20 protein-coding genes are annotated in these 25128 nt (G+C 69.5%); 8 read left to right on the top strand and 12 right to left on the bottom strand.

What is annotated here, in order from left to right:
• Positions 1-152 precede the first annotated feature (152 nt).
• A complete protein-coding gene (locus ACLIYP_RS18865; protein ID WP_412714312.1) occupies positions 153-1802 on the bottom strand; it encodes a coiled-coil domain-containing protein in 1650 nt (549 codons plus the stop codon).
• Between the two features lie 264 nt (positions 1803-2066).
• Between ACLIYP_RS18865 and ACLIYP_RS18860 the strand changes: the two genes are divergently transcribed.
• Both ACLIYP_RS18860 and ACLIYP_RS18855 read left to right on the top strand, forming a co-directional pair.
• Positions 2067-2231 (top strand): hypothetical protein, encoded by a 165-nt coding sequence (locus ACLIYP_RS18860; protein ID WP_412714311.1) that lies wholly within the window; start codon positions 2067-2069, stop codon positions 2229-2231.
• A gap of 452 nt (positions 2232-2683) precedes the next feature.
• On the top strand, positions 2684-2890 hold the full coding sequence (locus ACLIYP_RS18855; protein ID WP_412714310.1) for a hypothetical protein: 207 nt from the start codon (positions 2684-2686) through the stop codon (positions 2888-2890).
• 114 nt (positions 2891-3004) lie between these two features.
• On the opposite strand, the gene ACLIYP_RS18850 is transcribed toward ACLIYP_RS18855, so the two are convergent.
• Together ACLIYP_RS18850 and ACLIYP_RS18845 are read right to left on the bottom strand one after the other, a co-directional pair.
• On the bottom strand, positions 3005-3592 hold the full coding sequence (locus ACLIYP_RS18850; RefSeq protein WP_412714309.1) for an ImmA/IrrE family metallo-endopeptidase: 588 nt from the start codon (positions 3590-3592) through the stop codon (positions 3005-3007).
• Positions 3593-3955, bottom strand: a complete 363-nt coding sequence (locus ACLIYP_RS18845) for a helix-turn-helix domain-containing protein (protein ID WP_412714308.1) — start codon at positions 3953-3955, stop codon at positions 3593-3595. It abuts the gene before it with no gap.
• 152 nt (positions 3956-4107) lie between these two features.
• Here ACLIYP_RS18845 and ACLIYP_RS18840 point away from each other — a divergent pair, with 152 nt between their 5' ends.
• From ACLIYP_RS18840 to ACLIYP_RS18830, 3 genes are all read left to right on the top strand, one after another.
• Positions 4108-4368: a multiubiquitin domain-containing protein gene (locus tag ACLIYP_RS18840; protein WP_412714307.1), complete on the top strand. Its 261-nt coding sequence runs from the start codon at positions 4108-4110 to the stop codon at positions 4366-4368.
• On the top strand, positions 4343-5512 hold the full coding sequence (locus ACLIYP_RS18835; protein ID WP_412714306.1) for a ThiF family adenylyltransferase: 1170 nt from the start codon (positions 4343-4345) through the stop codon (positions 5510-5512). The genes ACLIYP_RS18840 and ACLIYP_RS18835 overlap by 26 nt, the downstream gene beginning before the upstream one ends.
• A gap of 62 nt (positions 5513-5574) precedes the next feature.
• The gene (locus tag ACLIYP_RS18830; protein ID WP_412714305.1) at positions 5575-5910 is read left to right on the top strand and encodes a DUF6527 family protein; all 336 of its coding nucleotides are present in this window, start codon (positions 5575-5577) and stop codon (positions 5908-5910) included.
• 223 nt (positions 5911-6133) lie between these two features.
• Here the strand turns inward: ACLIYP_RS18830 and ACLIYP_RS18825 are convergent, their stop codons facing one another.
• The 5 genes from ACLIYP_RS18825 to ACLIYP_RS18805 form a co-directional block, all read right to left on the bottom strand.
• Positions 6134-8098 carry a helicase associated domain-containing protein gene (locus ACLIYP_RS18825; RefSeq protein ID WP_412714304.1) on the bottom strand — a complete coding sequence of 655 codons (1965 nt, stop codon included), beginning with the start codon at positions 8096-8098 and terminating at the stop codon, positions 6134-6136.
• A gap of 185 nt (positions 8099-8283) precedes the next feature.
• Positions 8284-11583 carry a Helicase associated domain protein gene (locus ACLIYP_RS18820; RefSeq protein WP_412714303.1) on the bottom strand — a complete coding sequence of 1100 codons (3300 nt, stop codon included), beginning with the start codon at positions 11581-11583 and terminating at the stop codon, positions 8284-8286.
• 69 nt (positions 11584-11652) lie between these two features.
• Positions 11653-12681 (bottom strand): TniB family NTP-binding protein, encoded by a 1029-nt coding sequence (locus ACLIYP_RS18815; RefSeq protein ID WP_412714302.1) that lies wholly within the window; start codon positions 12679-12681, stop codon positions 11653-11655.
• Entirely contained in the window at positions 12678-14789 is a 2112-nt protein-coding gene (locus ACLIYP_RS18810; protein ID WP_412714301.1) for a transposase, read from the bottom strand. The genes ACLIYP_RS18815 and ACLIYP_RS18810 overlap by 4 nt, the downstream gene beginning before the upstream one ends.
• Positions 14786-15550: a TnsA-like heteromeric transposase endonuclease subunit gene (locus tag ACLIYP_RS18805; RefSeq protein ID WP_412714300.1), complete on the bottom strand. Its 765-nt coding sequence runs from the start codon at positions 15548-15550 to the stop codon at positions 14786-14788. The genes ACLIYP_RS18810 and ACLIYP_RS18805 overlap by 4 nt, the downstream gene beginning before the upstream one ends.
• A gap of 787 nt (positions 15551-16337) precedes the next feature.
• Here ACLIYP_RS18805 and ACLIYP_RS18800 point away from each other — a divergent pair.
• The 3 genes from ACLIYP_RS18800 to ACLIYP_RS18790 are packed head-to-tail and all read left to right on the top strand — an operon-like array spanning position 16338 to position 20009.
• The gene (locus ACLIYP_RS18800) at positions 16338-17519 is read left to right on the top strand and encodes a dsDNA nuclease domain-containing protein (protein ID WP_412714299.1); all 1182 of its coding nucleotides are present in this window, start codon (positions 16338-16340) and stop codon (positions 17517-17519) included.
• The gene (locus tag ACLIYP_RS18795) at positions 17506-18069 is read left to right on the top strand and encodes a hypothetical protein (RefSeq protein ID WP_412714298.1); all 564 of its coding nucleotides are present in this window, start codon (positions 17506-17508) and stop codon (positions 18067-18069) included. The genes ACLIYP_RS18800 and ACLIYP_RS18795 overlap by 14 nt, the downstream gene beginning before the upstream one ends.
• The gene (locus ACLIYP_RS18790) at positions 18066-20009 is read left to right on the top strand and encodes a hypothetical protein (RefSeq protein ID WP_412714297.1); all 1944 of its coding nucleotides are present in this window, start codon (positions 18066-18068) and stop codon (positions 20007-20009) included. The genes ACLIYP_RS18795 and ACLIYP_RS18790 overlap by 4 nt, the downstream gene beginning before the upstream one ends.
• Positions 20010-20134: 125 nt before the next feature.
• Here the strand turns inward: ACLIYP_RS18790 and ACLIYP_RS18785 are convergent, their stop codons facing one another.
• The 4 genes from ACLIYP_RS18785 to ACLIYP_RS18770 all read right to left on the bottom strand — a co-directional run bounded on the left by ACLIYP_RS18785 (position 20135) and on the right by ACLIYP_RS18770 (position 24634).
• Positions 20135-20341, bottom strand: coding sequence for a hypothetical protein (locus ACLIYP_RS18785; RefSeq protein ID WP_412714296.1), 207 nt, complete (start codon positions 20339-20341; stop codon positions 20135-20137).
• Positions 20338-21183 carry an RNA polymerase sigma factor gene (locus ACLIYP_RS18780; RefSeq protein ID WP_412714295.1) on the bottom strand — a complete coding sequence of 282 codons (846 nt, stop codon included), beginning with the start codon at positions 21181-21183 and terminating at the stop codon, positions 20338-20340. The genes ACLIYP_RS18785 and ACLIYP_RS18780 overlap by 4 nt, the downstream gene beginning before the upstream one ends.
• A gap of 284 nt (positions 21184-21467) precedes the next feature.
• Positions 21468-24173 carry a DEAD/DEAH box helicase gene (locus ACLIYP_RS18775; RefSeq protein ID WP_412714294.1) on the bottom strand — a complete coding sequence of 902 codons (2706 nt, stop codon included), beginning with the start codon at positions 24171-24173 and terminating at the stop codon, positions 21468-21470.
• A gap of 11 nt (positions 24174-24184) precedes the next feature.
• Positions 24185-24634, bottom strand: coding sequence for a hypothetical protein (locus tag ACLIYP_RS18770; protein WP_412714293.1), 450 nt, complete (start codon positions 24632-24634; stop codon positions 24185-24187).
• Positions 24635-25128: the final 494 nt, after the last annotated feature.

Here is a 25128-nt window from a genome sequence, read left to right as displayed (position 1 = left end):
GCCAACACCCGCACCAAGAGGATCATGAGACAGATGCACGGACGCGCCGGATTCGACCTCCTCCGGCACCGCATCCTCCTGTCCTGACAACTACCCGATGTCACCACCGACTACGGGCCAGAGCCGATCGTTTTACAGTCCCCACACGCCTGTCACCTGCTCGGGTCGGCAGTGGTGCGCACGACCGCGTTAAGGGGAAGACTATGGCGGGGGCGTCGTGGGTCTCCACCGGTCAGGGCGTAAGGTCGCACGGAGTATTGATGGCTCCAATCGACCGCTTTCTCCTCCTCCCTGGTGCTGGTCAGAATGCTCGCAGGTCGTGGGCGTGGGTGGGCAAGGGCGGCCTCTTGAGCTGCGGTTGCTGCACGTCGGCTGTGGGCCTGGGCTACTTTGACGGAATCGGAGCGCCTGGGAGCCCGGAGAATCTCCTCGAGAGGTGGCAGGTCGTCCAGGGGTCTGTCTCGGCAGGCTGTGTCCAGGATCCATTCAGCGTCCCGTTCGCTCACCCGCGTTAGAATTTCCAGTACCCCCGCCGGGGGACAGTCTCTTCCTGCGGCGCTGAGGACTTGATAAGCGTCGGAGTGCTGCCCTTCGTTGCGTAGGTGTGTTACAGCCTCGACGATGGCGCTCGCCGGCCAGCTTCTGACTACCTGACTCAGAAGCTGGTAGAGCTCAGCGGTGCGGTCTTGACTGCGCAGTCCGGAAACCAACACCGGTATACCGGTGGGCGGGTTGTTGCCTGCTGCGTGGAAGATCAGCCGCATGGCTTGATAGGTCAGACCACTGCTGCGCAGCACACCGGCCGCCCGCAGTACTTCAGCCACAGGTATTGCCCGGCCTACGCGGATGAGCAGATCTTCAGCTGCGTCCTGGTCCCCAGCATCCTCTACCAACGTCCGGACCTTGGTGAGGACCTCTTCGGTGGTCAATCGTGCATCTTCTGCCGCATGGGCCTGCTGGTTGTCCGGTGCATCGTTTGAGGTGAGCGGGTTGTCTGGTGGGTTGTCCAGGTGAAGTTCGTTGGCGAGCTGGTCTAGGCGGTCGGCGCTGTCATCCAGGTGGCGCGCGGCTTTGGAGAGGGCCAGGTCGATGTCGCCGGCCTCGCTGTCCAGAGCCTCCTGCAGGGCAGGCGCCACAGTGGTCGGCTGATCAGCCCCGGCTGTATGGGGGGCTTCGCCGCGAAGCCGTTCCAGTTCATCGGTGAGCAGGCGAACCTGCTCAGCCGCTTCCTCAGCAAGCTGGTCGGCTTTGAGACGCTCCGCACGAGCTCGTTCCAGCTCCGCTTCGGCAGTGATTCTCTGCCGCTCACTCCTCGACAAACGCTCGTGTACCTGTGCCAGCTCGGCCTCTGCCCGCCCGGAAGGAGGCATACGGTCTCGCTCCCGAGCCAGCGCGGCGATGTCCCGCCGAAGTTTTTCCACCATCGTGAGCAGGATCAGCACCATGTGATGGGCGCCGTTACGCTCGCGCTCCAGCTGCGCTGCACGCTCCATCGCGCGTACGAGCTTGTCAGAGACCTCTATCGACCTCTGCTGCACGATCACAAGCTGGGCTTCGGCAGAAGATGCTCCGGTCGGTCTGTGGCTGCCCGCTGCGCGTGCGCGCTCCCGGACTGCCTGCACCTGGGCGAGCAGCCGATCTCTAGAGACAGCGTCATGCGAGCAGATGTCGGCAACGGCTTCGACGAAGTCCTGCTGTAACCCCACACCCGCCAAGCGATCGGACAGCGTTGATTTGCTAGGAACACGCCCGTCAGCGAAGTGCTCGGGCGTCAGGTACTGGAGAACGTCGTCCACACGCATGCCAGCATGATCCAGCCACTGCCTCAGCATTTCGGCCATGGCGTTGGCCTCAGCGGATCGCCCCTTCAGCGGTCCCCACGGACGCGTCCGTCTGCCCTTAGCAGCCACTCAACCCCCCTTGCCAAGCATGTAGCCCGACCTTATCCGGGCTTGTCTGGCAGAGGGCTCGGACAAGTAGACCAGGCCAGGCCCGCCCAAAGAGCGTAGAGGCGTCATCAGCCCCGATGAACGGGCCCACCTCGCAGCTGACCTGGAGGTCAACCGATGAACGCCTACCTTGAGCACGCCCTCGATCTCACTCTTCAAGGGTTGATCACGCAGCTGCCTGCCCAGCTCATCACAGCAGCCGTCACCGCAGCCGCAGCGGCCTGGTATCGCACCAGGAGGCGTCGGAAGAAGGAGCTCGGTGAGAAAGCGGCAGACAGCTGAGAGCTACCCGGCTGCCGCAGCCTGGGAGGGTGCGGGTAGGCCTGTCCGGCACCGTGGTGGGCCCTACCACGTTCCGGGGGGCCATCCGCCGGTGGGGCTGGTGTTCATCCAGCAGGTGGCAGGCGGAGGAGACGTTGCTGGTCCGAATGAAGACGGTCCGGACCTCTCCCGCGACTGCTGAGTCGGCCGCCGGGTCTTCGAGGGCCACACTGACTACGGCGACACCATCCCCGTCTTCGCCACCACCCTGGACCGGCTGCGCACGCACGGCACGCACGGCCCGTTGGGGCCGGTGTGGTGGCGCTACGGCCACCAGCCCTGGCAGACCCTCACCGATGCCCTGGCCAACCCCGGCGGCGAGGCCGCCTACCGGGCCCGGGGAGAGCAGCACCATGCCCGGGAGCGAGCTCGGGAAGAGCGGGAGCGTGCAAGGGGCCCGGTGCCAGCGGGAAGTGGCGGCGTGGCCGTGCCCGACCTGCGGCCGTACCGTCTACCCACCCGACCCCGCCTGGGGCGACAGCGGGCAGCCCGCCGAGCCCGGCGACGACTGCACGGTGTGCACCCGGGCCAAGGAGCGCGAGCGTCAGGAGGCCGAGGCCCGCGCCGCCGCCAAAGCGGCGGCTGCCCGGCGCGGGTCACTGCGCCGCTTCTTCGGCTAGGCAGGCCCCTCTCGCCGTGTCGACATGGCGGAGGATTGTTGACGTGCTCGGGCTGCCGTCCTGGCCCTCCCTGTGGGGGCGTCATATCTGCGCACAGGCCTGGGGCGAAGGGTGCTACGAGTTGCGCTTGGCAGGGAGCGCGAACCCGTACTTGCGCGCAGCTCGCTGGGCTCGTATGCGTTGGCCTTTCATCTGCATCTGCGCGAACTGCTCGCTGACGCCGTAGGCAGCCGCCACGCGTGCATTGTCCCAGCCGTCGAATGCCATGCGCTCGACCGCAGTGAGTGGCACCAGCAGTTCGCCTGCCATAAAGGTGGCCTGTTTTTCCTGCTCTGTGTTGAACTGCCGCTTGTGATCCTCGCCGAGGATTACGTCGTTGAAGGAATGCTCCAGCAGGTAGTGGCCGAGCTCGTGGGCGATGTTGGAGCGGCGGCGGACAGGTGAATGGGACTCGTTCTCGATGATCACTCGTGCGGTGCCAAGGGGTACCAGCGCGGCGGACCATGCTGATGCCCTACGCAGGGTGAAGTGGCTGAAGGCCTCGCCGTTCATCTCGAAGTCACGCAGGCTGTCGAGGGTGTAGACGCTGATGCCATGCTCCTCGGCGAGCGCGTAGGGGTCGAGAGGCTCGGTCGGCCCCAGACCGAGCCCGGCTCGCTCCTCCTGTGCGACCTCGCGCATCAGCGCCTGCGTCCAGCGCACTCAACTGCTCCGTGACTCGCGCTCGGCGCGGAACCGTCGCGCGGCAGCGCCGATGACCTCCTCAAGGTAGGTCACGTCATCCGCGCTGAGGTCGCTGCGTGCCCGCAGCAGGGGCACCAGGGACGCTACGAGTTCTGGCTCCTCCTGGCCGGTTTCCATTCCTGAGGTGACATAGAAGGTTTCCGCAGGTAGGCGCAGCCATGTCGTCATGGCCGCGAACGCGGTGACATCGGGCTTCAGCCCGTTGGCCATGCGCGAGATGGTCGACGCGCTCACTCCGAGTTCCTTGGCCAGCTGCCGCCAGGACAGCCCTTTCTCCGTGCGCGCAGCATCCAGAGCCGCGTGCAGGGCCTGCACATTCACGCTCGGACTTCCGCTCATCGATATCCCTGGCTTCTCGCACTGCTCGACTTGTCGATCACTTCTGCTACAGTGTAGCTGCTCGAAACTTCGAGCACTGGCCGACATTTGCGCAATGTGGGTCGGTCTGGATGCGTACACCCTGGAGGGCTTCCATGCCGCAGGACCATCACGGGCCCAAGCCCGTAACGATCATCGTCAACGCCCGTCCGTACGACTGGGAGGCGAAGGAGATCACCTTCGAGCAGGTCGTCGACCTGGCCTACCCCGGCCAGCCGCGGAGCGGGCAGGACACCTACACGGTCCGCTACAGCCGTGGCCACGACGGGCACGGCTCGGGCAGCCTGACGGCCGGCCACAGCGTCCGAGTGAAGAAGGGGATGGTCTTCGATGTCTACCGCACTTCTCGCTCGTGACCCCGACCTATCGCGCCTGCTCGACGATGGCTACGACGTGGTCTTGCAAGCGGGACACCTGATCGTCCGCCACATCCCCTACGTCACCGAGGCGGGTGCCGTCGACTACGGTTTCCTCGCCTACCCCGTGACCATCAGCGGAGACCGCCTCGTTTCCGGCACCGACCACCGCATCTGGTTCGGCGGGTCGGCACCATGCGACGAACACGGCCGCAAGCTCGCGCCGGCCAGCCCTCAGGCCCGGGTGATCGCCGACGGGCTGCACGCGCACTTCATGCTCTCCAGCAAGCCGAGCCCGGCCGGATACCCCGACGAGTACACGAAAGTCACAGCGTACGCACGCATCATCGCTGACCAGGCGCAAGCGATCGACCCGTCGGCCACACCCACCCCAGGAGCGGCATGGCAGGAGGTGGAGGACGACAGCCCCTTCGCCTACCGGGACACCGCCACCTCACGCGCCGGCCTCGCGGCCGTCAACCGTCGCTACCGCGGTCACCGCGTTGTGATCGTCGGCCTTGGCGGTAGCGGCAGCTACATCCTGGACCAAGTCGCCAAGACCGAAGTCGATACGATCCTGCTCATCGACGGCGACACCTTCGACAACCACAACGCCTTCCGGGCACCCGGTGCCCCCACAATCGACATGCTGCGTAGCCGCCCGAACAAGGCCGCGTACTTCGCCTCGCTCTACTCGAACATGCACCGCGGCATCACCGCCCACGAAGGCTACCTGGACGAGGACAACCTCGCTCTCCTCGACGGAGCGACCTTCGTCTTCCTGGCATCCGACGACGCAGCTGGCAAGCCGGCCGTCATGGACTGGCTCGAAGCACGCGACGTGTCGTTCATCGACGTGGGCATGGGCATCGAGGAGATCGACGGCAAGCTCAGCGGGCTGCTGCGGGTAACGACAAGCCTGCCGGGACGCCGGCAGCAGGCCCGCCCACGCATCCCGTCACCGGCGCCCGAACGCGACGCCTACGGGCGCAACATCCAGACCGCCGACCTAAACGCACTCAACGCCGTCCTGGCCGTCAACCGCTTCAAGCGCGCCATCGGCATCTACGCCGACGCCACCGATGAAGGATTCGCCACCTACTCGGTGATCACCAACGAGATCGCCAACGAGGACCTGCCGTGACCGCAACGGACGTACTACGCCCGGTATTTGTCGACACCTTTCCAGGGACGATGAACCCGGGCGTGCTGTACGTCTCGATCCCGTACCGCACCTGCGGCCATCTGTGCTGCTGCGGCTGCGGAAACGAGGTCATCACACCGCTGTCACCGGCACAGTGGTCCCTAACCTACGACGGCGACAGCGTCTCTCTCGCTCCCTCGATCGGCAACTGGGCCCTTCCATGCCAGTCGCACTACTGGATCCACAAAGGAAAGATCCAGTGGAGCCGCCGCTACACCACCGCCGAGATCGCCAAGAACCGCGAGCGCGACCGCCACCAACTCGCCGAAGCTGGCAGCGAAGCCCCGCTGGGCCTCCTGGCCAGGCTGAGCCGCCGCTGGCGCCTGCGACGTCAGTGAACTGGCAGGCCATACGTGACCACTGCGTCTCCGGCCGGTACCCGTCGACGACCCACTGCTCCGCTCCCACACCGCCAGGCAACTGCTGCTGGACGCAGCTGGCGGCTATGGTCAGCCGTCCCCGAGGCCGCAAGGCCGGACGGGAAGCCCCCTGCCCGGCCCTGCGCTGCCCGCTGGCAGGGATGCGCTGGGGCCCGGACTGTTGGGTCCGGGCCCCACTGCTCTACAGCACCCCGAGTTCTTCCAGTGCGGTGGCGCGTTCGTCCGGCAGCTTGCTCCGCCGCTGGCGTTGGTTGTTGATCCATACTCCGAGCCGGATCGGGTGCTGGTGCCCGGTCTCGTCGTGGACGGTTTCGATCCATTTGCGGGGTACTCTCACGTGTCCTTCGCGTTGCTGGTATTGGCGGAGTGCGGCGAGTGCGCGGTCCCAGGGTGTGGCGTTCGCGGGCACGACCACCGTTCCCGCCGCCTGGTCTCCGGCACCGGCTTCACGACCCGGTGCCGGGGTGGTGGGCTGGATCCCGAGGGCGGCCAGGCGCTCGCGCTGCCCGTCGGCCAATCGCTCCCACTCGGAGCGCTGCCGGGCCAGCCACAGTCCGACATCCTCCCCGCCGACCGTGACGCCGGGCCGGATCTCCTCAAGGGTGGCGCCGCCGTGGATGCAGGCCCGCACGGCCGCGTAGTGGCGTTGCCAGTCGACGGTCCAGCCGTTTTCCGCGGGGTTCCAGTCGGGGTCGATGGCGGCGAGTCGGGCGGCCCGCTGCGCCGCCCGCTCCGGGTCTTTGCCCAACCCGCCGGGGCGGCGGCAGTTGGTGAGCCACTGCCCGATGGGCCGGCCGTGTGCGACGGCGGTTCGGGGTGCGCACAGCGTGCCGTGGACGGCGTGGTAGGCCCGTGCCGCGGCGAGGTTCTCCTCGAAGGCGGCGTCCGGCACCGACCACACCATCCCGGCTTCCTCCAGCAACTCCACCCGCCATTTCGCCAGCGTTCCGGTCCGGTAGGCGCGGCGTTGTTCGCTGACCCACTGCCCGAGGGGGAAGGTGCCGACGCGGGCGTCCAGCGGCACCGCCACCGGCTTGCGGGCCGCGTCGGCGGCGCGGCCCTTTCCGGTTTCCTCGCCCTTCCCGCGGTTGTGGTGTTCCCGGTTCCTGTTGCCGTCGTTGTGCTCTCGCGGCTCGGTCTGGTGGTCGCCGTGTGCCGGGCCCCTGCGCACGCCGTCCTGTCTCTGCTCGTGCCCCTTACCGCCCTGGCTCTCGTGCTCGCCGCCGTGCTCGAAGTCCTCGTCCCCGTCCCTGTTCTCGTTTTGTTGTTGGTGCCAGGTGCGTAGGGCGTTGAGGCCGGTGAGCCAGATCTGGGTTTCGGGCCGGATGACGCGGGTGCGCACGAACTGCGCGACCAGGTGCGGGTTGCGGGGAGTGGAGAACCGCAGCAGCGGCACCTCCTCCAGTGCTCCCTCATCCCCACCCTCGCCACCACCACCGCGGGCGGGGTCGAGGTCGGCCACCGACGCGGGCCGGCCACGGCTGGGCGCGGACGCGACCGCCAGCTGCTCCACGACCGCCTCCGAGTGACTGCGCAGCCCCTGCAGGACGGCCACCAACGGCTTATAGGAGGCGGAGGCGAGCATGTCGTCCGGCGCCTCCCCCGGCTCCAGAAACACCGGGACGATCAACCGGGCCACCTTGCCCTCACCGGGCTTTTGCCGCAGCGCCCGGCCGACGGCCTGGACGATGTCCACGGCCGAGCCGCGCACGTCCGCGAAGAGGACGCCGTCGACACCACGCCGGCCGGTGATGTCGACGCCCTCGCCCAGGACGCGCACGTTCGCCAGCACCGCCAGCTCGGTCTCCCACCCCTGCTCATCAACCCCGTCGGCGAACCGCTGGAGCACTTGGCGCCGGTGGGCGGGGTGGTGTTCGCCGCAGAGCCAGTCGGCCCATACCCGCCGCGGATACCGTGCGGGGGCTTCCTCGTGGAGCCGGGCCGCGGTGCCGGGCAGGGCCCGCGCGAAAGACATCGCTTCCACCGTGCGGTGGTGGAAGCTGATCAGCGACCGCACCCCGGTGGCGGCCGCGTGTTTGACCAGGGCGGTCTGGAGGGCGGCGAGCCGCCGGCCGCGCCGTTCCTCCTCGCTCCCGTCCTCGCTTCCGCCGTCGTCCAGGTCAGGTGGGTGGATGTCCGTGCCCATGGAAGGTGAGCGTTGGCTGGCTCTGTGACCTGGGGTGTTCAGGTGGGTGGTTGGTGTTGTTCTTGCCGGTGGCCGGACTTCGGTTGGGGGAGTGCGGTGGTGCCCAGGGCTCGGGCCTGCTTCTTCTTCGTTTCGCGTAGCCGGTGCTCAGGTCCGCTGGTTGCTGTGCACGTGTAGTGGGCCGCTTATCGCGGTGCGCGGTTCAGGTCGGTCAGCAGGGCGCGCTGGTCGGGGTGGAGACGGGTCCAGTCGGCTTGCTGGGTGGTGAGCCAGCGGCGCTGGTGGCTGTGCGGGGCGCGGTTTTCGGTGATGGCGTTGCGGAGGGCTGTGTAGGAGTGCTGCCAGCTGATTCTCCAGGGCGGGTTCCACCAGCGGTCGAGAGCGGTGAGGGCGTGGTCGTGGGGCCAGGGCCGGCCGGTGCGGCGGACGTGTGCGCGGGCGCGTTTGCGTTGTTCGTACAGCCACCAGCCCAGGGGGAATCCGTCGTGTTCGACGTCGTACTGCGCGGTTCCCAGTCCGTTGTGGGCGTGTGCCCAGGCACGTGCGTAGGGCAGTCCGGCGTCGATGGACGCGGACACCGTTGTGGGGCGGGGGCGCGGAGCGCCGGGGTGGGGGCGCCGGCGCGGCGCGGGCCGGGGCCGGAGCGTGCGGGCGACCTCGGCGGTGATCCCGATGTCGGCGAGGAGCTGGTGCTGGCCGGGGTGCAGGCCGCTGTAGGCGCTGCACTGGGTTGTCAGCCAGCGGGCGGCGCCGGCGGGAAGGGTGGGGAAGCCCTTGGCCGGGTCGGGCCGGAGGCCGTCGGTGGCGGCGCGGGCGGCGTGGTAGCCGTACTGCCAGCGGATTGTCCAGGGCGGGTTCCACCAGGGGTCGATGCGATCGAGTGCTTCGATGTGGTCGAGGGGGAGCCGGCCGCTGGAAGCGCGCTTGCGTTTGTCGGCGAGCCAGGATCCCAGCGGGTGGCCCTCTTCCCGTGCGTTGCCGGGGACGGCCAGGTGCCCGTGCCGGGCGGCCCAGACGTGGGCGTGGGCCAGGCCCGTGGTGAAGGAGGCCTGTTGTGAGACGCGCCGCGGCCGTGCGCGGTGCGCGTGGTCTTCGGTGATGCCCAGGCGTACGAGCCTGCGCTGCTGTTCGGGGTGGAGCTCTGGCCAGGCCAGGCACTGGGCGTACAGCCACTGCCCGAGAGCTTCGGGTGTGCCGGGGAATCCCCGGGTCGGCAGCAGCCGCAGGCCGCGGCCTGCCAGCCGGCGGGCCTTGTCGTAGTTGGTCTCCCAGGCCGTGCCCCAGGGCGGGTTCCACCACGGGTCGACGGCGGACAGCTGCGGGTCGGCCGGGTAGCGGGCGGCGAATCTGTTGGTGTAGACCGCGGCCTGGTGGCGCTGCCGCAGCAGCCACCGGCCCAGGGCGAAGCCTTCGTGCCGGGTGGAGGAGGACAGGCACAGGCCGCCGGTGAGCAGGGCGTAGGAGCGTGCGTAGTGCAGGCCTGTTTCCAGTGACGGGTGTCTGGTGGCGGGGTTGGGGCGGGCTGCTGCCGCGGCGCGGGTGGTCAGGCCGAGGCGGGTGAGCTGCTGCCGCTGCTGTTCGGCAAGGTCGGCCCAGGTGACGCACTGGGTGTACAACCACTGTCCGGTTTCGTCGTCCACCGCGGTGAACCCGCTTGCGGGGTCGAGGACCGTCCCGGACCGGACGAGATCACGCACGCGGTAGCAGGCCCGCTGCCATCCCGAGGACCACGGCGGTGCCCACCAGGGGTCCATGGCGGTCAGTTCCCGCACGATGGCAGGGTCGAGGCTGCCGCGTCGGGCGCGTACCCGCAGGTTGCTCAGGGCGGTGCCGACGGGGAAGCCGTCCTGGGTGTCGCCGGCCTTGGCGCACAGGTGCCCGTGGCGCTTCCAGTAGGCGCGGGCGTGGGCCATGGTCTGGTCCCGGGCTTCGGCCATGTTGCGGCGCCGGGGGCGCGCGTGCCAGGCCGCCTCCGCGGTGATGCCGATGTGCGACAGCAGTTTCTGCTGCTGGGGGTGGAGCGTGTGGTAGTGCTGGCACTGCCGGTACAGCCAGGTGCCCAGGTTTTCGCTGGTGCCGGGGAAGCCCTGGTCGGGGCGGAGGCCGCCCGTGGATTCCGCGTGTGCGCGTGAGCGCAGGTACAGCCGTTGCCACAGGGTGCTCCAGGGCGGGTTCCACCAGGCGTCGAGTTCGGACAGGGCGCGGCTGCGCTCGGGCGCCATCTGCGGGCCGGTGGCCCGCTGGTTGGACATCCACAGCCCGAGGGCGAAGCCTTTCCTTTGGTGCCGGTAGGGGATGCACAAGTGGCCGTGCTCGGCGGCGAATTCGCGGGCGAGGGCCAGGCCGCGGGCGAATCCCTGAGCCTCCTGCCCGTGGTGGTCGGGCGCGCTGCCGGTCTTCTGCGCGGGCGCCGTCGGGGCTTTGCGGCTGCGGCGGCTGTCGGCCGCTTTGGGCTCGCGGTAGGCGGGTGCTACCCACCACATGCTCTTGGTGTGCGGGCGCTCCCCGGCACGCGAGCGCCAGCAGGCCCGCAGCCACGCGGTGAGCGGGCCGGTGTCGTTGTCGGCCAGGCAGTCGGCCAGCCAGGGCCGCCCGAGCCGTGCGGCGAGTTCGTGGGTGAAGGCCGGCACGTCGGCGGGTGTGTGCGGCTGGTGGTCGCCGGCCTCTTCCAGGACGCGGTGCTGCCAGAAGCGGCCGGCCAGCAGCGCGGTCAGGGCGACGGTCTCCGGATAGGCTGCCGCCTCGCGTGCCGGGTCAAGCGGCCCGTCGGTGCCGGCGGCCCCGAGGAGAGCCAGGCGCTGGGGCCAGACCGTCTCCTGCGGCCAGGCGGCCTGCCACCACGCGGCCGTGACAGCCCGCGCCACCTCCCAGGCGTCCGCGGCCTGCGGGAGGCGGCGCAGCAGCCTGGTGTGGTGCTGCTGGGCCTGTGTGATCTCCGGGAGTGCGGCGACGCTGAACTGGTCGTCTCCGGGCTGCAGCAGTTGGCCCGTCTCGGCCGGCAGCCAGGCCTGGTGGCGCGCGCACAGCCGCTGGTGCGGTTGCGTGTACAGCCGGGCGGGTTCGGTGCGGCCGGTGCGGGCCGCGGTGCAGCGGGTGCACGCTGCCCGGGTGGGGGCGATGGAGCCGGCGTGGTGGAAGGTCAGTGCGGGCCCGGCGTCGAAGTAGCCGGCCGGTTCGTGGCGGTCCCACGCTGGCAGGGCCCGCCGCAGGTGTTCGTCTGGCACTCCGGTCAGCGACACCAGGCGGGAGCGGGCTTCGGCGTTGAGGTAGACCTCTCCGTCGGGCTTGAGCAGGGAGAAAGCCTTTCTGTTGCCGGGGGCGAAGAACTCGGCGATCAGGTCGCCGGCCGAGGCCCCCAAGCGGCCGGCCAGCCGGTCGAGGAAGGACAGGGTGGTCTCGCGGGCAAGCGGCCGGACGCTGGTGCGGCACCGGGCGGTGGGGAACAGCCAGCAGGAGGATGGCCCATGGGAGGGAGGCGGGGGCATGCGCGGTATCCGGTCTTTCTCTCCCTCCGGCCGCCGGCCGGGGGAGGAGCAGGGGGAAGGGCGGGCGGGTCAGCCTCTGCGCCCGGCGCGCCGGGGCGGGGAGGCTGTCTGCGGGGCGAGTGCCTGCTGCTCCGCCCGGATGTCCAGCTCGATGCTTTCCAGCACGTCCCTGGTGATGCGCTCGCTGCCGTCGAGGACGGATGTCACCGCGGCTTCGCGGAGCAGGTGCGACAGGCTGCCGAGGACCCCTGCCGTGCGGCGGTGGAGGTAGGCGGCCTGTGCGGGCAGCGTCTCCCGGCGGTGGTTGCGCAGCCGCAGCGCGCCCTCCATCGTGCGCAGCAGGTCCTCCCACACGCGGCGCTGGGCACCGGTGCCGTAGGGCAGCGGATCGTTGTGCAGCAGTTTGAACCGGCCTGCCAGCTGCTGTCCGCGCGGCCCGGTCAGCAGCGGCGAGTCGTGCACATCGACGCCCGCGTAGACGAAGGTCGCCGGGATGCGCTCGCCCAGGTGCTTGATCTGGTCCGAGGTCTCCGCGCCGGCCCGGGTGCGGGTGTTGAGCAGATGGATGTCGTCCACGAGCACCAGCTGTGTGCGCAGTTCGCACAGTGCCGCGCACACGGCATCGGTGATCGCCGCCTGGTTCATCCGCTGCAGCACCGGGATTCCCAGGAATCTGGCGAACTCGCTGACCAGCATCTTCGGGGTCGACGCCGGCGGGACCGCGACGAATACCACGGGAAGCCTGTCCTGCGCGCCGGGGTGCTTGAGCCGCTGCGACAGCTCGAAGATCCGCCCTAGCTCCATGAGCGTGGTGGTCTTGCCCGTGCTGGGCGGCCCGGACAGGATCAGCCCGCGCCGGGCAGTTCCCCGCTGGCGCCGGTTGACCAGGAGCGCCATCCGCAGCTGGCGCTTGACCTGCTCCATGGCCGGCGTGGCCACCACCACGAACCGGGAGTGGTAGTCCAATCGCTCCTCCGTGCTCCAGCCGGAGTCCTCCGCCTCTTCGCCGGCCGGTGCGCTTTGGACGTAGCGCTCCCAGCCCACCCAGGTCGTCACCGGCTCGAAGGGGCCATCGTCGGCGAAGGAGTCTGCTGTCACCACCGGCCGGCCTCCGCGTACGAGTCCAGCAGCCGGGGCGTAGGCAACCGGGCGCCCTCCGGCGGCGTTTCCTCGTCCTCGCCTTCGTCAAAGCCCTCCAGACCGTCCGGCAATTCCTCCACCTCTTCCTCCGGGACGCCCGGCTCCCCGGCAGCCCGCTGCCGGGGAGCCCGCTCCGCCCCGGGGGAGGGCAGGGGCGGGCAGACCGAGGCCGCCGCGGACGCGCGGGCCGCCACCGCGCGCTCCCGGCGGGTGCCGGCACCCGCGCCGGCGCGGCGCAGGAGCGCGTCCAGCTCGCGGGCCAGAGCAAGCTCGTGCGCGTCACGGTCCGCGGCCTTGGCCACCGTCTTGCGGATGTGCCGCCAGGTGTAATCGGTGAAGGGCATGCTCACCTGGGTGGCGTGGATCCACGGGACCTCGGCAAAGCCCTCCGGCAGCCGCACCCAGATCCGCTCCGGCTCGTAGGGGTTGTGGTGGACCTCCCACCGCCCGGCCGGGCCCGGGCCCTCCGAGCTGCGCCGCCGGTGCCCGTTGAGGGCCTTGCTGTCGTAGGTGCGGTAGTCGAAACGGATGCCGTAGTCGTTGATGGTCTGCCAGCGCACCGGCAGAAGCTCGATGTGGTCGTCCGGCGACAGCGGAACCGGCACGTACCCGGTCACGCCCACCAGCGCCCCCCACATCTCGACCGGTGACAGCGTCAGGTGCGGCAGCAGGGGATGCCGCAGGGAAGAATGCCGCCGCCCGTGCCACCCGGCGACCAGCCACTCATCGAAAAGCTCCTGCAGCTGCGGCAGCGTCCAGCACGCCTCCTTCTCCACATCCCGGCCGCGCTCGGCGGCACCCGGCCCGGTGTAGCCGGCGACGTACTGGCAGAACTGCTGGTTGACCGTCTTGAACGTGCGCTCCACATGGCCCTTGGCCGGACCGTTCGCCGGCGGCGCCGGCTGCAGCGACACCCCCAGCGACTCGCACGCGGCCAGGAACGAAGCGGACACGAACACCCGCCCCTGGTCCACCACCACCGTCTCCGGCACGATCACCGGCCGGGCCGCCGCCCCCTCCAGCCGCTCATCCAGCGTCAGCAGCCGCTCGTAAGGGATCACCGACCGCCGCATCGCCAGCGCCTCGTCCCACCCGGGGCGCATCCGCATCGGCGCCACCATCTCGGCCAGCAGCACCGACGCGTCCACCGCGGTGCTGCCGGCCGGCCGCAGCACCGCGGCACAGATGCTCCGCGTCGCCACATCCACCGCAACCGTCAGTTCCGGCCGCGCCGTCACCCCGTCCGCCAGGACCACCATCACGTCCAGCACGGTGCTGTCCATCATCACCAGTTCCCCGGGCCGCAGCGCCACCGTCGGTGTGAACGGCGGCTGTGGCCGCGACGCGTGGCGCGCACGCTGCGCCGCGCTGCCCAGCAGTCCCTGCCCGTCGGCCACGGCGTGGACCAGCCGGTTGAACGTCGAAGGGGGCGGCACCGGCACCACACCCGGCCCGTACCGGTCCTCCAGGTCCCACCGCACCAGGTCACGCAGACGCGTCAGCGTCCCCGTAGACCGCGGCTTCTGCCGCTCCAGTACCGCCTCCAGCGCCTCCACCACCCGCGGATCGGCCCTGCCGACCCTGGACCGCGCCCGCGTGGTGCGCTGGTCCACCAGCCCCCACACACCTTTGTCCCGGTACCGCGCCCGCATCCGCCTGACCGTCGCCACACTCGTCGGGACACCGGACGCGGTCAGCTCCTCGGCCTTCGCCGCCTCCCGCTGGGCCAACGTGGTCACCGCAGGGTCATACGCCGACCGCGGCGCACCGCCCTCCGGGCCGCCCACAGCACCCGACTCCACCTCCCGCACATCCCGCTCCCAGCGCAGCGCCCGCTCCCGCACCGCATCCGGCAGCGTCTCCAGCAGCGCGAGCGGAGGAACCGGCCGCGCAGGACGGCCGCGGACACGAAAGCCCGGATCCGTGAACAAGGTGGGAACAAACACCGCCGCGACCGTGCCCGCCTCATCGACCAGCCGCGCTTGCACACCCTCCAGGGCCGCCAGCGTCCACTCACGCCCGTCCCAGCTCACCCGGTCACCCACGCAGAGCCTGCCGCGTGTCACGCCGCCACCGCCCCGGCGGCATCTGCGGTCGCCACGGACCGCTGATGCAGCGGACGCTCCAGCGCCGTGCGCAGGATGCCGCACCACAGCGCATGGAAGACCGCCGGCCACACCGCGGCCGGATCCCCCAGATCCCGCACCCCCTCCTCCAACGGCCGCGGACGGGCAAAAGCCGCCGCCACCTCGCCCAGCCGGCCGCCGCCGTTGCGCGGATGCCGGTACCCCGCCAACCACCGCACGTTCGCGGCCCCCACCGGTGACGGCAGCGCGGCCACCCGATAGCGCCACCCCGCCTCCCGCGCGAGCACCGTGAGCTGCGGCGCCCGCTCCGCAACCCGCCGCGACGGCCCCTGCCGCCCGGCGCAGTCCACCAGCACGCCGCTGCCGTCCTCCAGCCGCGCCATCAGATGCGGCGCATGGACCACCGCCTCGCCGTCCTGCGCGAGCCAGGCGAGTTCCACCGGACTGCACGCCAGAGCCACCACCCGCGGATCCCGGTCCAGCAGCATGACCTGCGTGCGCATCGCCCCGAACCCGTAGTGCACCAGACGCCCGGTCGTGGCCGACCACCACCAGCCCGGCGCCACACGTCGGCCCTGCCGCACGGAAAACGTGCGCACCGGCGGCAGATCCTCCACCGCCACCTCGCGCGCCAGACGCGACCACGGCACCCGGCGCAACCTCCCGTCGCCGCCGACGAACCGTGCTTCAGCCCGCACAACCCCACCCGCCGAGGCGACCTGCGGTAAGGAATCTTCCATGACGGCAACTCAACACCACGCCACCAGAGCTGATCATTGCGCAGGTACAGCGAGAACGACGCCCATCCTTGTAGCACCCCGCCTTGCACCCCACGACACGCAGCAGGCATGCGACACCGATCCCACGCGCCGCATGCCTGCGGAGCGGCCAGGCCCCGGAGGGCAACGCCGTGCCACCGGCGCGCAGGGGGTGCGGCGGCCGGGTGCTCCGGACGCGGGGACGCCGCACCGGTCCGGTGAGTGCGCTCGACCCGGGCGGGGAGGGGTATCCCCGTGGGTGCTTGCACCGCCCAGGCAGCAATATCAGGCGGGGGGAGAGGCTGGGACGGGCGCGGGGGAAGCGTGCGGGGTGCCACTACCGGCCGGAGGCATCACGGGCGACGTCTACGCCCGACACCAGCTTGGGGTTTCACCAGCGTGACGTCCAGCGTTTCCCGGCCGGCCCACCCGGCGGAGAACGACCGGCCCGTCCCGGGATGGCCGCGCTGGGGCCGGGTGAGCAGGCCGGCGATCGCAGTGCCTGCCGTCTGGGCGGGGGTGGCGGTGCGGCCGGTGTACGACAGGGGGCCTTCGCCGTACCGCCGAGCAGCAGCGTGCGGGGAGTCGTCGGGGAACCGGCGCCGCGGCGGAGATCGCACAGGCACCACAGCGATTCGCTGCACGCCGTACTCCGGCCAGTTCGATCGGCACTCGCACCGGATCGCCCACAGCGTCGACGAAAGATCGCAGACGCTTTACGCTGCGTGCTCGGGGAGTGACTCGGGGAGCGACGAGTAGGGGGGGGCGAATGGCTGATCCGATCGAGACTGAAGCACCGGACGATTCGGGCTCGGTCACTCTGCGACGGTACGAGTACCAGGTCCATATCGCTGTGCAGGCGGTTCTGGAGATGCTGGCGGGCGGGACGGTCCAGCACGTCACCTGCGAGCACATCGAGGACATCGTCGTGGCGCGCAGCGGTGATCCCCGTTGCGTCGATGGCGGTCTGTTCTGGGATTTTCAGCAGATCAAGACCCGTGATTCGGTCGAGCCCTGGTCACTTGCAGACGTGATCTCCAAGAAGCCGTTGAAGAGCCTGTGGCGCACTCACACCGCGGTACGCAGCAACGGCTTGGTCTACCAGCTGACGGCAGGTATCGAGGGCTACCTTGATCCTGCCGACGCTTCGGTCACCGCATTGTCGAAGGGGGAGGGGGCCCAGAACGCGGACTGCCGCAAGCGCATAGCCGCGCATCTCAAGGTTCCCCAGGACGATGTGCTGGACGCCTTCCTCGGGCTCGTCCGTGTCCGGCCCCTGGTCCGGCGGGAGGATGTCGAGGCACGCAACACGCGTGTCCTGGCCGACCTCGGCCAGGGACTTCCGATGTCCACGATCGACGCTTTGTACAACGAGCTGCTGCGCCTCACCCGGGAGGCCATGCAAGGCCGCCCCCCGGCGCGGTGGACAGAACTCCTGGCCGTCGACGCCCCTCCGCCGGCAGTTCTCAGTAAACGCATCACGGCGGCTTCCGTCGCTGACGTGCGCCAGCGGCTGACCCGGCCCGACCACGTACTTCTTGAGGACCTCTCCGAGGCTCTCCACGGGCCGGAGACCGCGCTCGTGCGCAAACTCCGCCAGGGGGCCGCCTCCAGGGACGTGATCGAAGAAGCACAGATGCTGCGGGCTCAAGCCGACCACTACCGATTGAGGGAACAGGCTCTGGGGACCTGGCCCGACAACCCAGCCGTCGAGACGGACCTGGACCAGCGGCTGCTGCTCCTGGCCCGCCGTATCGGACGGGCTCGCAAAGACCACGCCCAACCAGCCGACACCATCTTCGACGACCTGCAGGTCGCGCTGCACGACAATCCGGGCGCCTACGACCGCCACCCTCTCTACGCCCAGGACGGTGTACTGCTGACGGGCCGGGCGTGCGCCGTGTCGGATGAATGCCGATTCGACTGGGGAGACGCTCGTGACGCCTCCTGACGCAGCCGTAGTTGCGTCGGCCGTTCCACCAGCCGACGGCCGGCCGCCCTCCGCTGACGCCCAAGCACGCCTGCTGCTGCTCATCGACGTCTTCTCGGAGACGAAACGCAGCAAGGGGATCGAAGGACGGATGAAGCTGGCCAAACTCGACTTCCTGTTGCGCTACCCGGGACACTTCAAAAAACTTTTGGCCGTCCGACGGCCTGGCGCGGAGGTCGGGGAGGACCCATGGCTGACGGGGGCAATCGAGCAGAGCATGATCCGATACCGGTACGGGCCGTGGGACCCGGCCTACTACGCACTGCTCGGCGCACTCACGGGCAAGGGCTTGATCGAACCCAAGCACGAGGACGCCATCGCGACCTACCGCACCACTGCGGCCGGCCACGAAGTCGCTCGCGCACTCGCGGAAACCGAAAGCTGGCGCCCCGTCCGTGACCGTGCCCGGCTGCTGCGCCAGCACTTCGACCTGAGCGGCACCAAGCTGAAGGACCTCATCTACGAAACGTTCCCCGACATCGTCGAGGCGGACTGGGGGACCCACCTGTGAGACTGCGCATCGAAGAACTGACTCTGGTCGGCACCAACCGAACCATCCGCTTCGAACCCGGCATGAACGCCATCGTCGGCGGAATGAGCGGCGGCAAGACCGCCACCGTCAGCTGCCTGCGCGCCCTGCTGGGCGCCGAGGTGAGCGTCGTCCCTGAACTGCGGGGACGGACGATCTCCGGAACCGTCCTCGTCGGCGAGCGCCGATTCCGTATCGTGCGCCAGTTGGTCACTACCTCCACAGCCAAGGTCGACATCGCCGAAATCGGCGGCCGGCAAGAAGTCTGGCGCCTTCCCGCCAGCCAGCTACAGGCCGGGTACGACCAGACGTTCCGCGACTGGTGGCTGACCATGCTGGGACTGCCCCGCATCCGGGTCCCCCGCGCCCCCACAGACGAGACCAGCCCTCTCGTCCCGGTCACCATCAGCGACTACCTGATGTACTGCGTCCTGCGGCAGAAAGAGATCGACACCTCCGTCTTCGGCACCCCGGACAACACCCAGAAGAACATCAAGCGCAAGTACGTCTTCGAAATCCTCTACGGCCTCTACGACCCTCAGGCAGCAGGACTGCGAGAACGCCTGCGCAACGTCACAACGGAGCTCAACGCCCTGACGGCCGATGCGGCCACCCTGGAACGCATTCTGGAGACAACCGCCTTCGCCTCTCGCGCTCACCTAGAAGTACAGCGACAGGAGACCGAGCAGCAACTCACCCAAGCCCGTCAAGCCGACCTGAGCCTGACCGAGGAACTCACCGACTCCGCCACCGTCTCCCTGCGCACTCAGATCGGGGAGGCAGAAGCCGAGCTTGCCCGTATCGCCGACGCCGCCGCAGCCGAGGCTGCCTCTGCCTCCCGCCTTGAAGAACTACGCGACCAACTCATCGCCCAAAGCCGCCGCCTCACCCGTGCCCTGGTCGCCGAGCGGCTGCTGAACGACTTCGAATTCCACACCTGCCCACGCTGCGGCGCCGACGTGCCAGAACGAGGCGACGAGAACACCTGCAGGCTGTGCCTGCAGACCCCGCCGCAGGCCCCAGCTCCATCCTCACTCGCCGCCGAACAGGACCGCGTCATCGAGCAGGTCACCGAGACGGAAGAACTGATCAAGCGCAGCAGGCGCCGCCTCGACGAACTCGAGGCCGCCCGCTCCGTCCAGGCCCGCCGCCGCGCCGACCTCGGCGAGCAGCTCGACCGCGCCACGGCCACCTACATCACCGACCAAACCGAACGCATCCGCGCCGTGGCCGCTCAACAGGCTCGATTGGAAGAACACCTGGCACGCATCGACGACGCTCTCGCCGTGCACGACCGCCTCCAGGGACAGAGCGAACGGATCGCCGAACTGGAACGCGAACAAGAAGACCTCAGCAGCCGCATCGCCGCCGCACGGCACAGCAACACGGCTGTCCACGACCGCCTGGACAGGCTCGACGAAGCCTTCGAAGCCGCCCTACGCAGCTTCGACGCTCCCCGCTTCGACAAGCGGCCGGGCTCCCGCATCAACCGGGAGACGTACATGCCGGTCGTCGACGGCCGCTCCTTCGCCGACCTGCAGTCACAAGGTGTCGAAGTTCTGGTGAACGTGGCTCACGTGCTCGCCCACCAGCAAGTAGCCCTTCACGACGACGACATCCCGCTGCCCAACCTCTTGATCATCGACGGCATCAGCAGCAACGTCGGCCACGAGGGCGTCGACCTCGAACGGCTGCGCAAGATGTACGCCACCTTGCTGGACACAGCGACCGAACACATAGACCGCCTCCAGATCATCGTCACCGACAACGACTCGCCCCCGATTGACGGCATTCACCGGGCGCTCGAGCTGTCCGATAGAGACCGATTGGTGCCCGGGGTGCCCGCGGCGACCGACGACGGCGACCACCCCCAGACAGACGACCGAACCTTGGACGGCGACGACTCTGGCGCCTCCGAATGAGCCTGATCTTCACCCGGAGTATGAGCACGAGTCCCACGGAGCCCCTGCTCATACCGATGCAGGTTCGGCCGGGGCCTCAGCCGGTTTGCTGAGACCCCGGCCGAACCTGCGAGAGTCGCCCTCCGTCATGTGACGGCCGGGACCAGCACGGCCAGCAGCGTGATGAACAGCGTCATGGCGCTGAAGAACACGAAGCTCCCACGGCCGATGGCCGTGGAGACCGGCGATCCCCCCTCGCGGGCGACGTTGTAGCCGATGAGGCCAGCGATGGCGGAGACGGCCGCGAGGACGGTCAGGGCCAGGAGCAGGATCAGGAGGTTCTGCGTGCTCACGCCGCACCCCGCTGGTTCTTCCGGCGGGAGGCGACCTTCGTGTGCAGCTGCTCCGGGATCCAGATCCGGCGCTCGCGGGCAGCCTGGTACAGAGCCGTCCGGAACCGCGACCTGCGCTTGCGGACGGTTGCGTTGGCGAGATTCAGTCGCTCGGCGATCTCGGTGTCCGAGAAACCCATGACCGTCAGTCGCACGACCGCCTGCGTTTCCGGCGCCTGCTCATCGAGGATGTCCTCGAAGTTGGTGCTGAGCACCTCCGACTCGATCTCGTAGCTGGTGGCCTGGAGCAGCCCGCCGATACCGGCCTCGTTCGCGGCGTCCTCTGTGAAGTCGTACACGGCGTGCAGCCGCGCCCAGTTGACTCGCTGCCTGGCCCACCTCACGTACGCCCGCCGGAACACCCACACGCACTGGCCGATGAAGTACGTCATCAGGCAACAGGCGCCGCGCGGTCCCTTGTAGTCCGCCGTCCAGCCCCGCCCGCTCTGCAGGTCGCGGCGGAACTTCCGCATCGCCTCGGCGAGCACGTCGACCATGATGATGTCCCGCTCGCTGCTGCTGCTGCGCAGCAGGCGCATGTCGTCCTCGTGAACGAAGAACTTCCAGCCCCGGCTCTTGCACTGCTTCTGGGCGAGTCGGGGAAGCGTGCCCTTGCGGAGCATGCCGAGCAGGATCGGCTCGGCCTCCCGGCACAGTTCGATCTCGAACACCTCGTAGGCCAGCCCCTCGAACCCGCTGCAGGCCAGCTCCTCGATCCGCGCGGCGTCCCGCTCGATCCGCGCCGCGCGTTCCCCGCCCAGCACCGCGTCAACGGTCTTGACGATCTCAGCTTCCATGCTCATGGCACAAACCCCCTCGTCATGGCCTGCTCCCGACCTCTGACGACTTATCTTTGTCGCGCGCGAGAGCCTGCGAAGCAGACCGCTCGTTGTACGGCACTTGTGTGCAGGGGGAGTTGGTGAACGTGACACGGCGGCCAAAGATTTTTTTTGCGAGGCCCGAAATCAGTCTGCGGATCCGCGATTGCTCGACGGAATTCGCACCCTGCAATGACCGGGGAGACGTGGGTCCTCACCCTGGCAGGACAGGGGCCAGGACCCGCGTTCCGACGGCCAGCAAGCGTGCCTCACGCCCAGTTCATGCCCAGCTCGCGGAGTGCCGCCCGCTGATCGGGGGTGAGTTTGTCGCGGCGGATTTTGGTGTTGGAGACCCACACGCCCAGCCGGACGGCGTGCTGCTGGCCGTCGAGGGTGACGTGTTCGGTGTGCTGTCTGGGGACGCGGTGGGTGCCTTCTCGTTCGACCCATTGTGCGAGGGCTGCGAGGCCGCGCTGGAAAGCCGCTGATGTCTTCCCGCTGCGCTTCTCGGCCGGGGCCGGTGCGGGCCGCTCGGCGGGCTTCACACCCAGCTCGGACAGTCGCCGCTGCTGTTCCTCCGACAGCTCCGCCCAGGAATCAGCCTGTCGTTGGATCCAGCGTCCCAGATCATCGCCCTCGAAGGTCACGCCGGGCCGGATCTCGGCGAGGATGTCGGGTCCGTCAGCCGTGACGAGGTCGCGGAGTACCGCGTGGTGGCGTTGCCAGTCCAGGGGCCAGGGGCAGTTCCAGTCTGGGTCGATCGCCGCCAACTGCTCCGCGCGGGTCCTGGCGCGTTCGGGGTCCTTGCCGAGCCCGCCCTTCCTGCGAAGGTTGGCCAGGTGCTGGCCGATGGGCACCCGCTCCCCGCCGGCGGGATCGGCCCAGACTGCGTTCTGCCGGGGGGCGAGGTGGCCGTGGGCGCGCCGGTAGGAGCGCAGCACGGCGAGTTTGGTCTCCCAGGCTTCCTCGCCCGGTTCCCAGACCATCCCGGCCTCCGGCGCGTCCAGCAGGGTCTTGCGTCGCGGCTCCAGCTCCCCGGCCCGTAGCGCCTTCCGCTGCTGGTGGACCCACCTGCCCAGCGGAAACGCCTTGGTGACGCCCACCGTCGTCTCCGTGTCGTAGGGCACGGCGTGCAGCCCGGTGATGCCGTTTTCCTGGCGCCAGCGGAGCAGGGCCTGGTAGCCCTCCAACCAGACCAGCGATTCGGGCCGGTAGACGCGGGTGCGCAGGAACGCGGCGATCGTGGCCGCGTCCCGGGGAGAGGAGAAGCGCAGCAGCGCGGACTCGGCCGCGGCCTGGGTGTCGTCCTGCTCCTGATCGCCGCCGTTGCCCTCGCCGCCGGCCCCGATGATGCGGCCGTCCTCGTCCCGTCGGATGTGGACCTTGCGTTCGTGCCTGCTGCGGGACAGGGCGCGGGAGGCGAGCTGCTCGGTCACGCGTTCGTCGTGCGAGCGTAGGCCCTGGAGGATTGCGGTCAGGGGGGCGAACGAGGCGGAGGCGATCATGTCGTTGGGATCCTCGCCGGGGGCGAGGAAGACCGGCACGATGATCCTGGCCATCTTCTGGGTGCCGTCGGGATTGGGGCGCAGGGCGCGGCCGATGTTCTGCACGATCTCGACCTGGGAGGTGCGGGTGTCGGCGAAGCACACGCCCTCGACCCCCCGGGTGCCGGTGATGTCGACGCCTTCGCCGAGGACCCGCACCGAGGCGAGGAACGCGCGGTGCACCCGGCGCCCGGCGGCGTCGACGCCGTTCGCGAACTGGCGGAGCGCCTCGCGCCGCTCACTGACGAGGTGGTCGCCGCACAGCCATTGCGACCAGAGCCTCTCCGGGGGGACGTGGCGGCCGGGTTCGAGGTCGTAGAACTCGGCGCCGATCGACGACGCCGGCAGGCGCTCCGCGGCGGCCAAGGCCTCATCCGAGGTGTCGGTGGCGTACAGCTCGGCGGCGGTCGTGGGCAGCTGCTCCGCGAACGCGGCGGCCTCCTCGACCCGCTGGTGGAAGACCATGACGGTCTTGAGATTGTGCTGCGCGGCGTGTTCCAGAAGCGCGGCCTGCAGCAGGGCCAGGCGCCGACCCCGCAGCGCTTCCTCCGAAGTCTCCAGCACCGGGGCCGGGTCCCGGATCTCCAGCACGTCGATCTCAAACCCGGCGAGGATGCCCCGCTCGATGCTTTCGCTTAGCCCCAGTTCGTGGATCCACTCGCCGTAGGGGCCTTCGGGATCGCTCCGCATCGACGCGATCACCGGCTCCTGGCCGTCCTTCCCGCGCTGTGGCCGCGGCGCGGCGAGGATGCGGGGGGTGGCGGTGAGGTAGAGCCGGAAGTCGGCGGGGATTCGCCGGTTGTCGTGGATGGCGGCCCAGGGCCGCCCCAGATCGCCTGTGGTCGAGTGGGCCTCGTCGATGATCGCGAGGTCGAAGCCGTCCATCCGCTGCCCGTACAGGCGCTCTCCACCGGCCAGGGCTGCCTCCAGCGGCCCGCGAACCTTCTTCCGGCCCTCCGGCTCCCTGTCGTTCTGCCAGGGCCCATACGGGCGCTGATCCGGATTCGGCTGCTCGGGGTCGTCGCGGTCCACCAGGGAGGCGTAGGTGGCCAGCACGACGGCCGGCCCGTGCCCGGCCCACAGGGCGAGTTGAATGGGGTTGGTGGTGGTGCGCACCCCTAGTTCGTTCAGCACCGCGTCGCTCTCCAGCGAGCAGACGGCGACCATCGGCCCTCGGTGCCCGACCCGGCGCCAGGCCTGGGCGGTCTGCACCAGCAGGTCCAGGGTCGGCACCATGACCAGGATCCGGCCGCGGGGGAAGCACTCCAGCGCGGCCGCGGCGGCGGTGATCGTCTTCCCCGACCCCGTGGCGGACACCAGCGTGGCCCGCGCCCCCTCCTTGGGCACTTCAGCCCGTGCGGGGAATCCGACCCACTTCTGTATCCGGGAGACGGCCTCTACCTGGTGTTCCCGAAGAACGACGTCCCTCATGCCAGCCCCGCCTACCAATCGACAGCATCCAGATTCATCCGTCCCGGATGAAGATCCCACGGCAGGTCCTCCCAGTGTCTTTCCTGGAAGAATTTCAGCCGTTCCTTCTCCTCCGGCATCAGGGAGAGCAACTCGAAGGCATACCCTGCCGCGCTCACGGACCGGCCCGAGGCGATCTCCTCGTACAGCGCCCACGAACACCCGCGGACCGCCTGCAGGCACGCCGCCGCAACGCCGTCCTGCTCACCGGTGCACAGACAATCCAGTACCAGCAGGAGACTGCGTCGCCACATCAGCGGCACCAGAGGATCGGCCACCGCCGCAGCCACCATGCCGGCCGCAGCCACGGCCGGCTCCATCAGATTGGACTGGATATACACATGATTGTCCGCCCAGCCTTCCCCCACCCGCTCAGGAGGAGCCTTTGTCAACGCAGCTAGGAAATCACGCGGCACATGCACTGCGCTTTCCCCGCAGCCGCACTCCATGCCCGTCCAGTTATGGCGAGAGACCTCCGACTTCACAACCCAGCCAACCAAAACCCACCCCAAAGAAACCACAGGCACCCGCGAATGGGTCTGCCATACTTTCCCCAACGCTACATGACGCATCATCACAACGCACCGCCACGCCGTCCCCTGTAGCCAGCCCGGCCCGCGCAGCGGGCCCAACCACCACCCATCACCCGCACTCTGACGACAGGTCACTTCCCAGGCCGCTCCCGAAGGGGTGGAGCGCAGCGGAACCCCTGAGGCCGCGCCAGCGAAGCAGCGCGGCCTGCCCGAGCACAGCGAGGGCCCCCGGCGCGCAGCGCCGGCCGTCGGCTCCCGCAGCGAAGCGGAGGGAGCCCCCCGCGCGAAGCGCGGGCACGGCGAGCGCAGCGCGCCGCAACCGCGGCGCGCAGCGCCGCGGTTCGCTGCTCCGCGCGCCAGCGCGGAGGTACCCGCTCCGCGGG

The organism is Streptomyces nanhaiensis (assembly GCF_046614825.1).
In the GTDB taxonomy this organism is placed as follows: Bacteria; Actinomycetota; Actinomycetes; order Streptomycetales; family Streptomycetaceae; genus Streptomyces; species Streptomyces radiopugnans.
Note: the sequence above shows the minus strand (reverse complement) of the source record. Positions and strands in the feature narration are given on the sequence as shown.

Coding starts and splice junctions, on each gene's coding strand:
- ACLIYP_RS18775 (WP_412714294.1), bottom strand. CDS start 24,173: ATGAGGGACGTCGTTCTTCGGGAACACCAGGTAGAGGCCGTCTCCCGG.
- ACLIYP_RS18835 (WP_412714306.1), top strand. CDS start 4,343: ATGTCTACCGCACTTCTCGCTCGTGACCCCGACCTATCGCGCCTGCTC.
- ACLIYP_RS18840 (WP_412714307.1), top strand. CDS start 4,108: ATGCCGCAGGACCATCACGGGCCCAAGCCCGTAACGATCATCGTCAAC.
- ACLIYP_RS18805 (WP_412714300.1), bottom strand. CDS start 15,550: ATGGAAGATTCCTTACCGCAGGTCGCCTCGGCGGGTGGGGTTGTGCGG.
- ACLIYP_RS18800 (WP_412714299.1), top strand. CDS start 16,338: ATGGCTGATCCGATCGAGACTGAAGCACCGGACGATTCGGGCTCGGTC.
- ACLIYP_RS18780 (WP_412714295.1), bottom strand. CDS start 21,183: ATGAGCATGGAAGCTGAGATCGTCAAGACCGTTGACGCGGTGCTGGGC.
- ACLIYP_RS18865 (WP_412714312.1), bottom strand. CDS start 1,802: ATGCGTGTGGACGACGTTCTCCAGTACCTGACGCCCGAGCACTTCGCT.
- ACLIYP_RS18825 (WP_412714304.1), bottom strand. CDS start 8,098: ATGGGCACGGACATCCACCCACCTGACCTGGACGACGGCGGAAGCGAG.
- ACLIYP_RS18860 (WP_412714311.1), top strand. CDS start 2,067: ATGAACGCCTACCTTGAGCACGCCCTCGATCTCACTCTTCAAGGGTTG.
- ACLIYP_RS18820 (WP_412714303.1), bottom strand. CDS start 11,583: ATGCCCCCGCCTCCCTCCCATGGGCCATCCTCCTGCTGGCTGTTCCCC.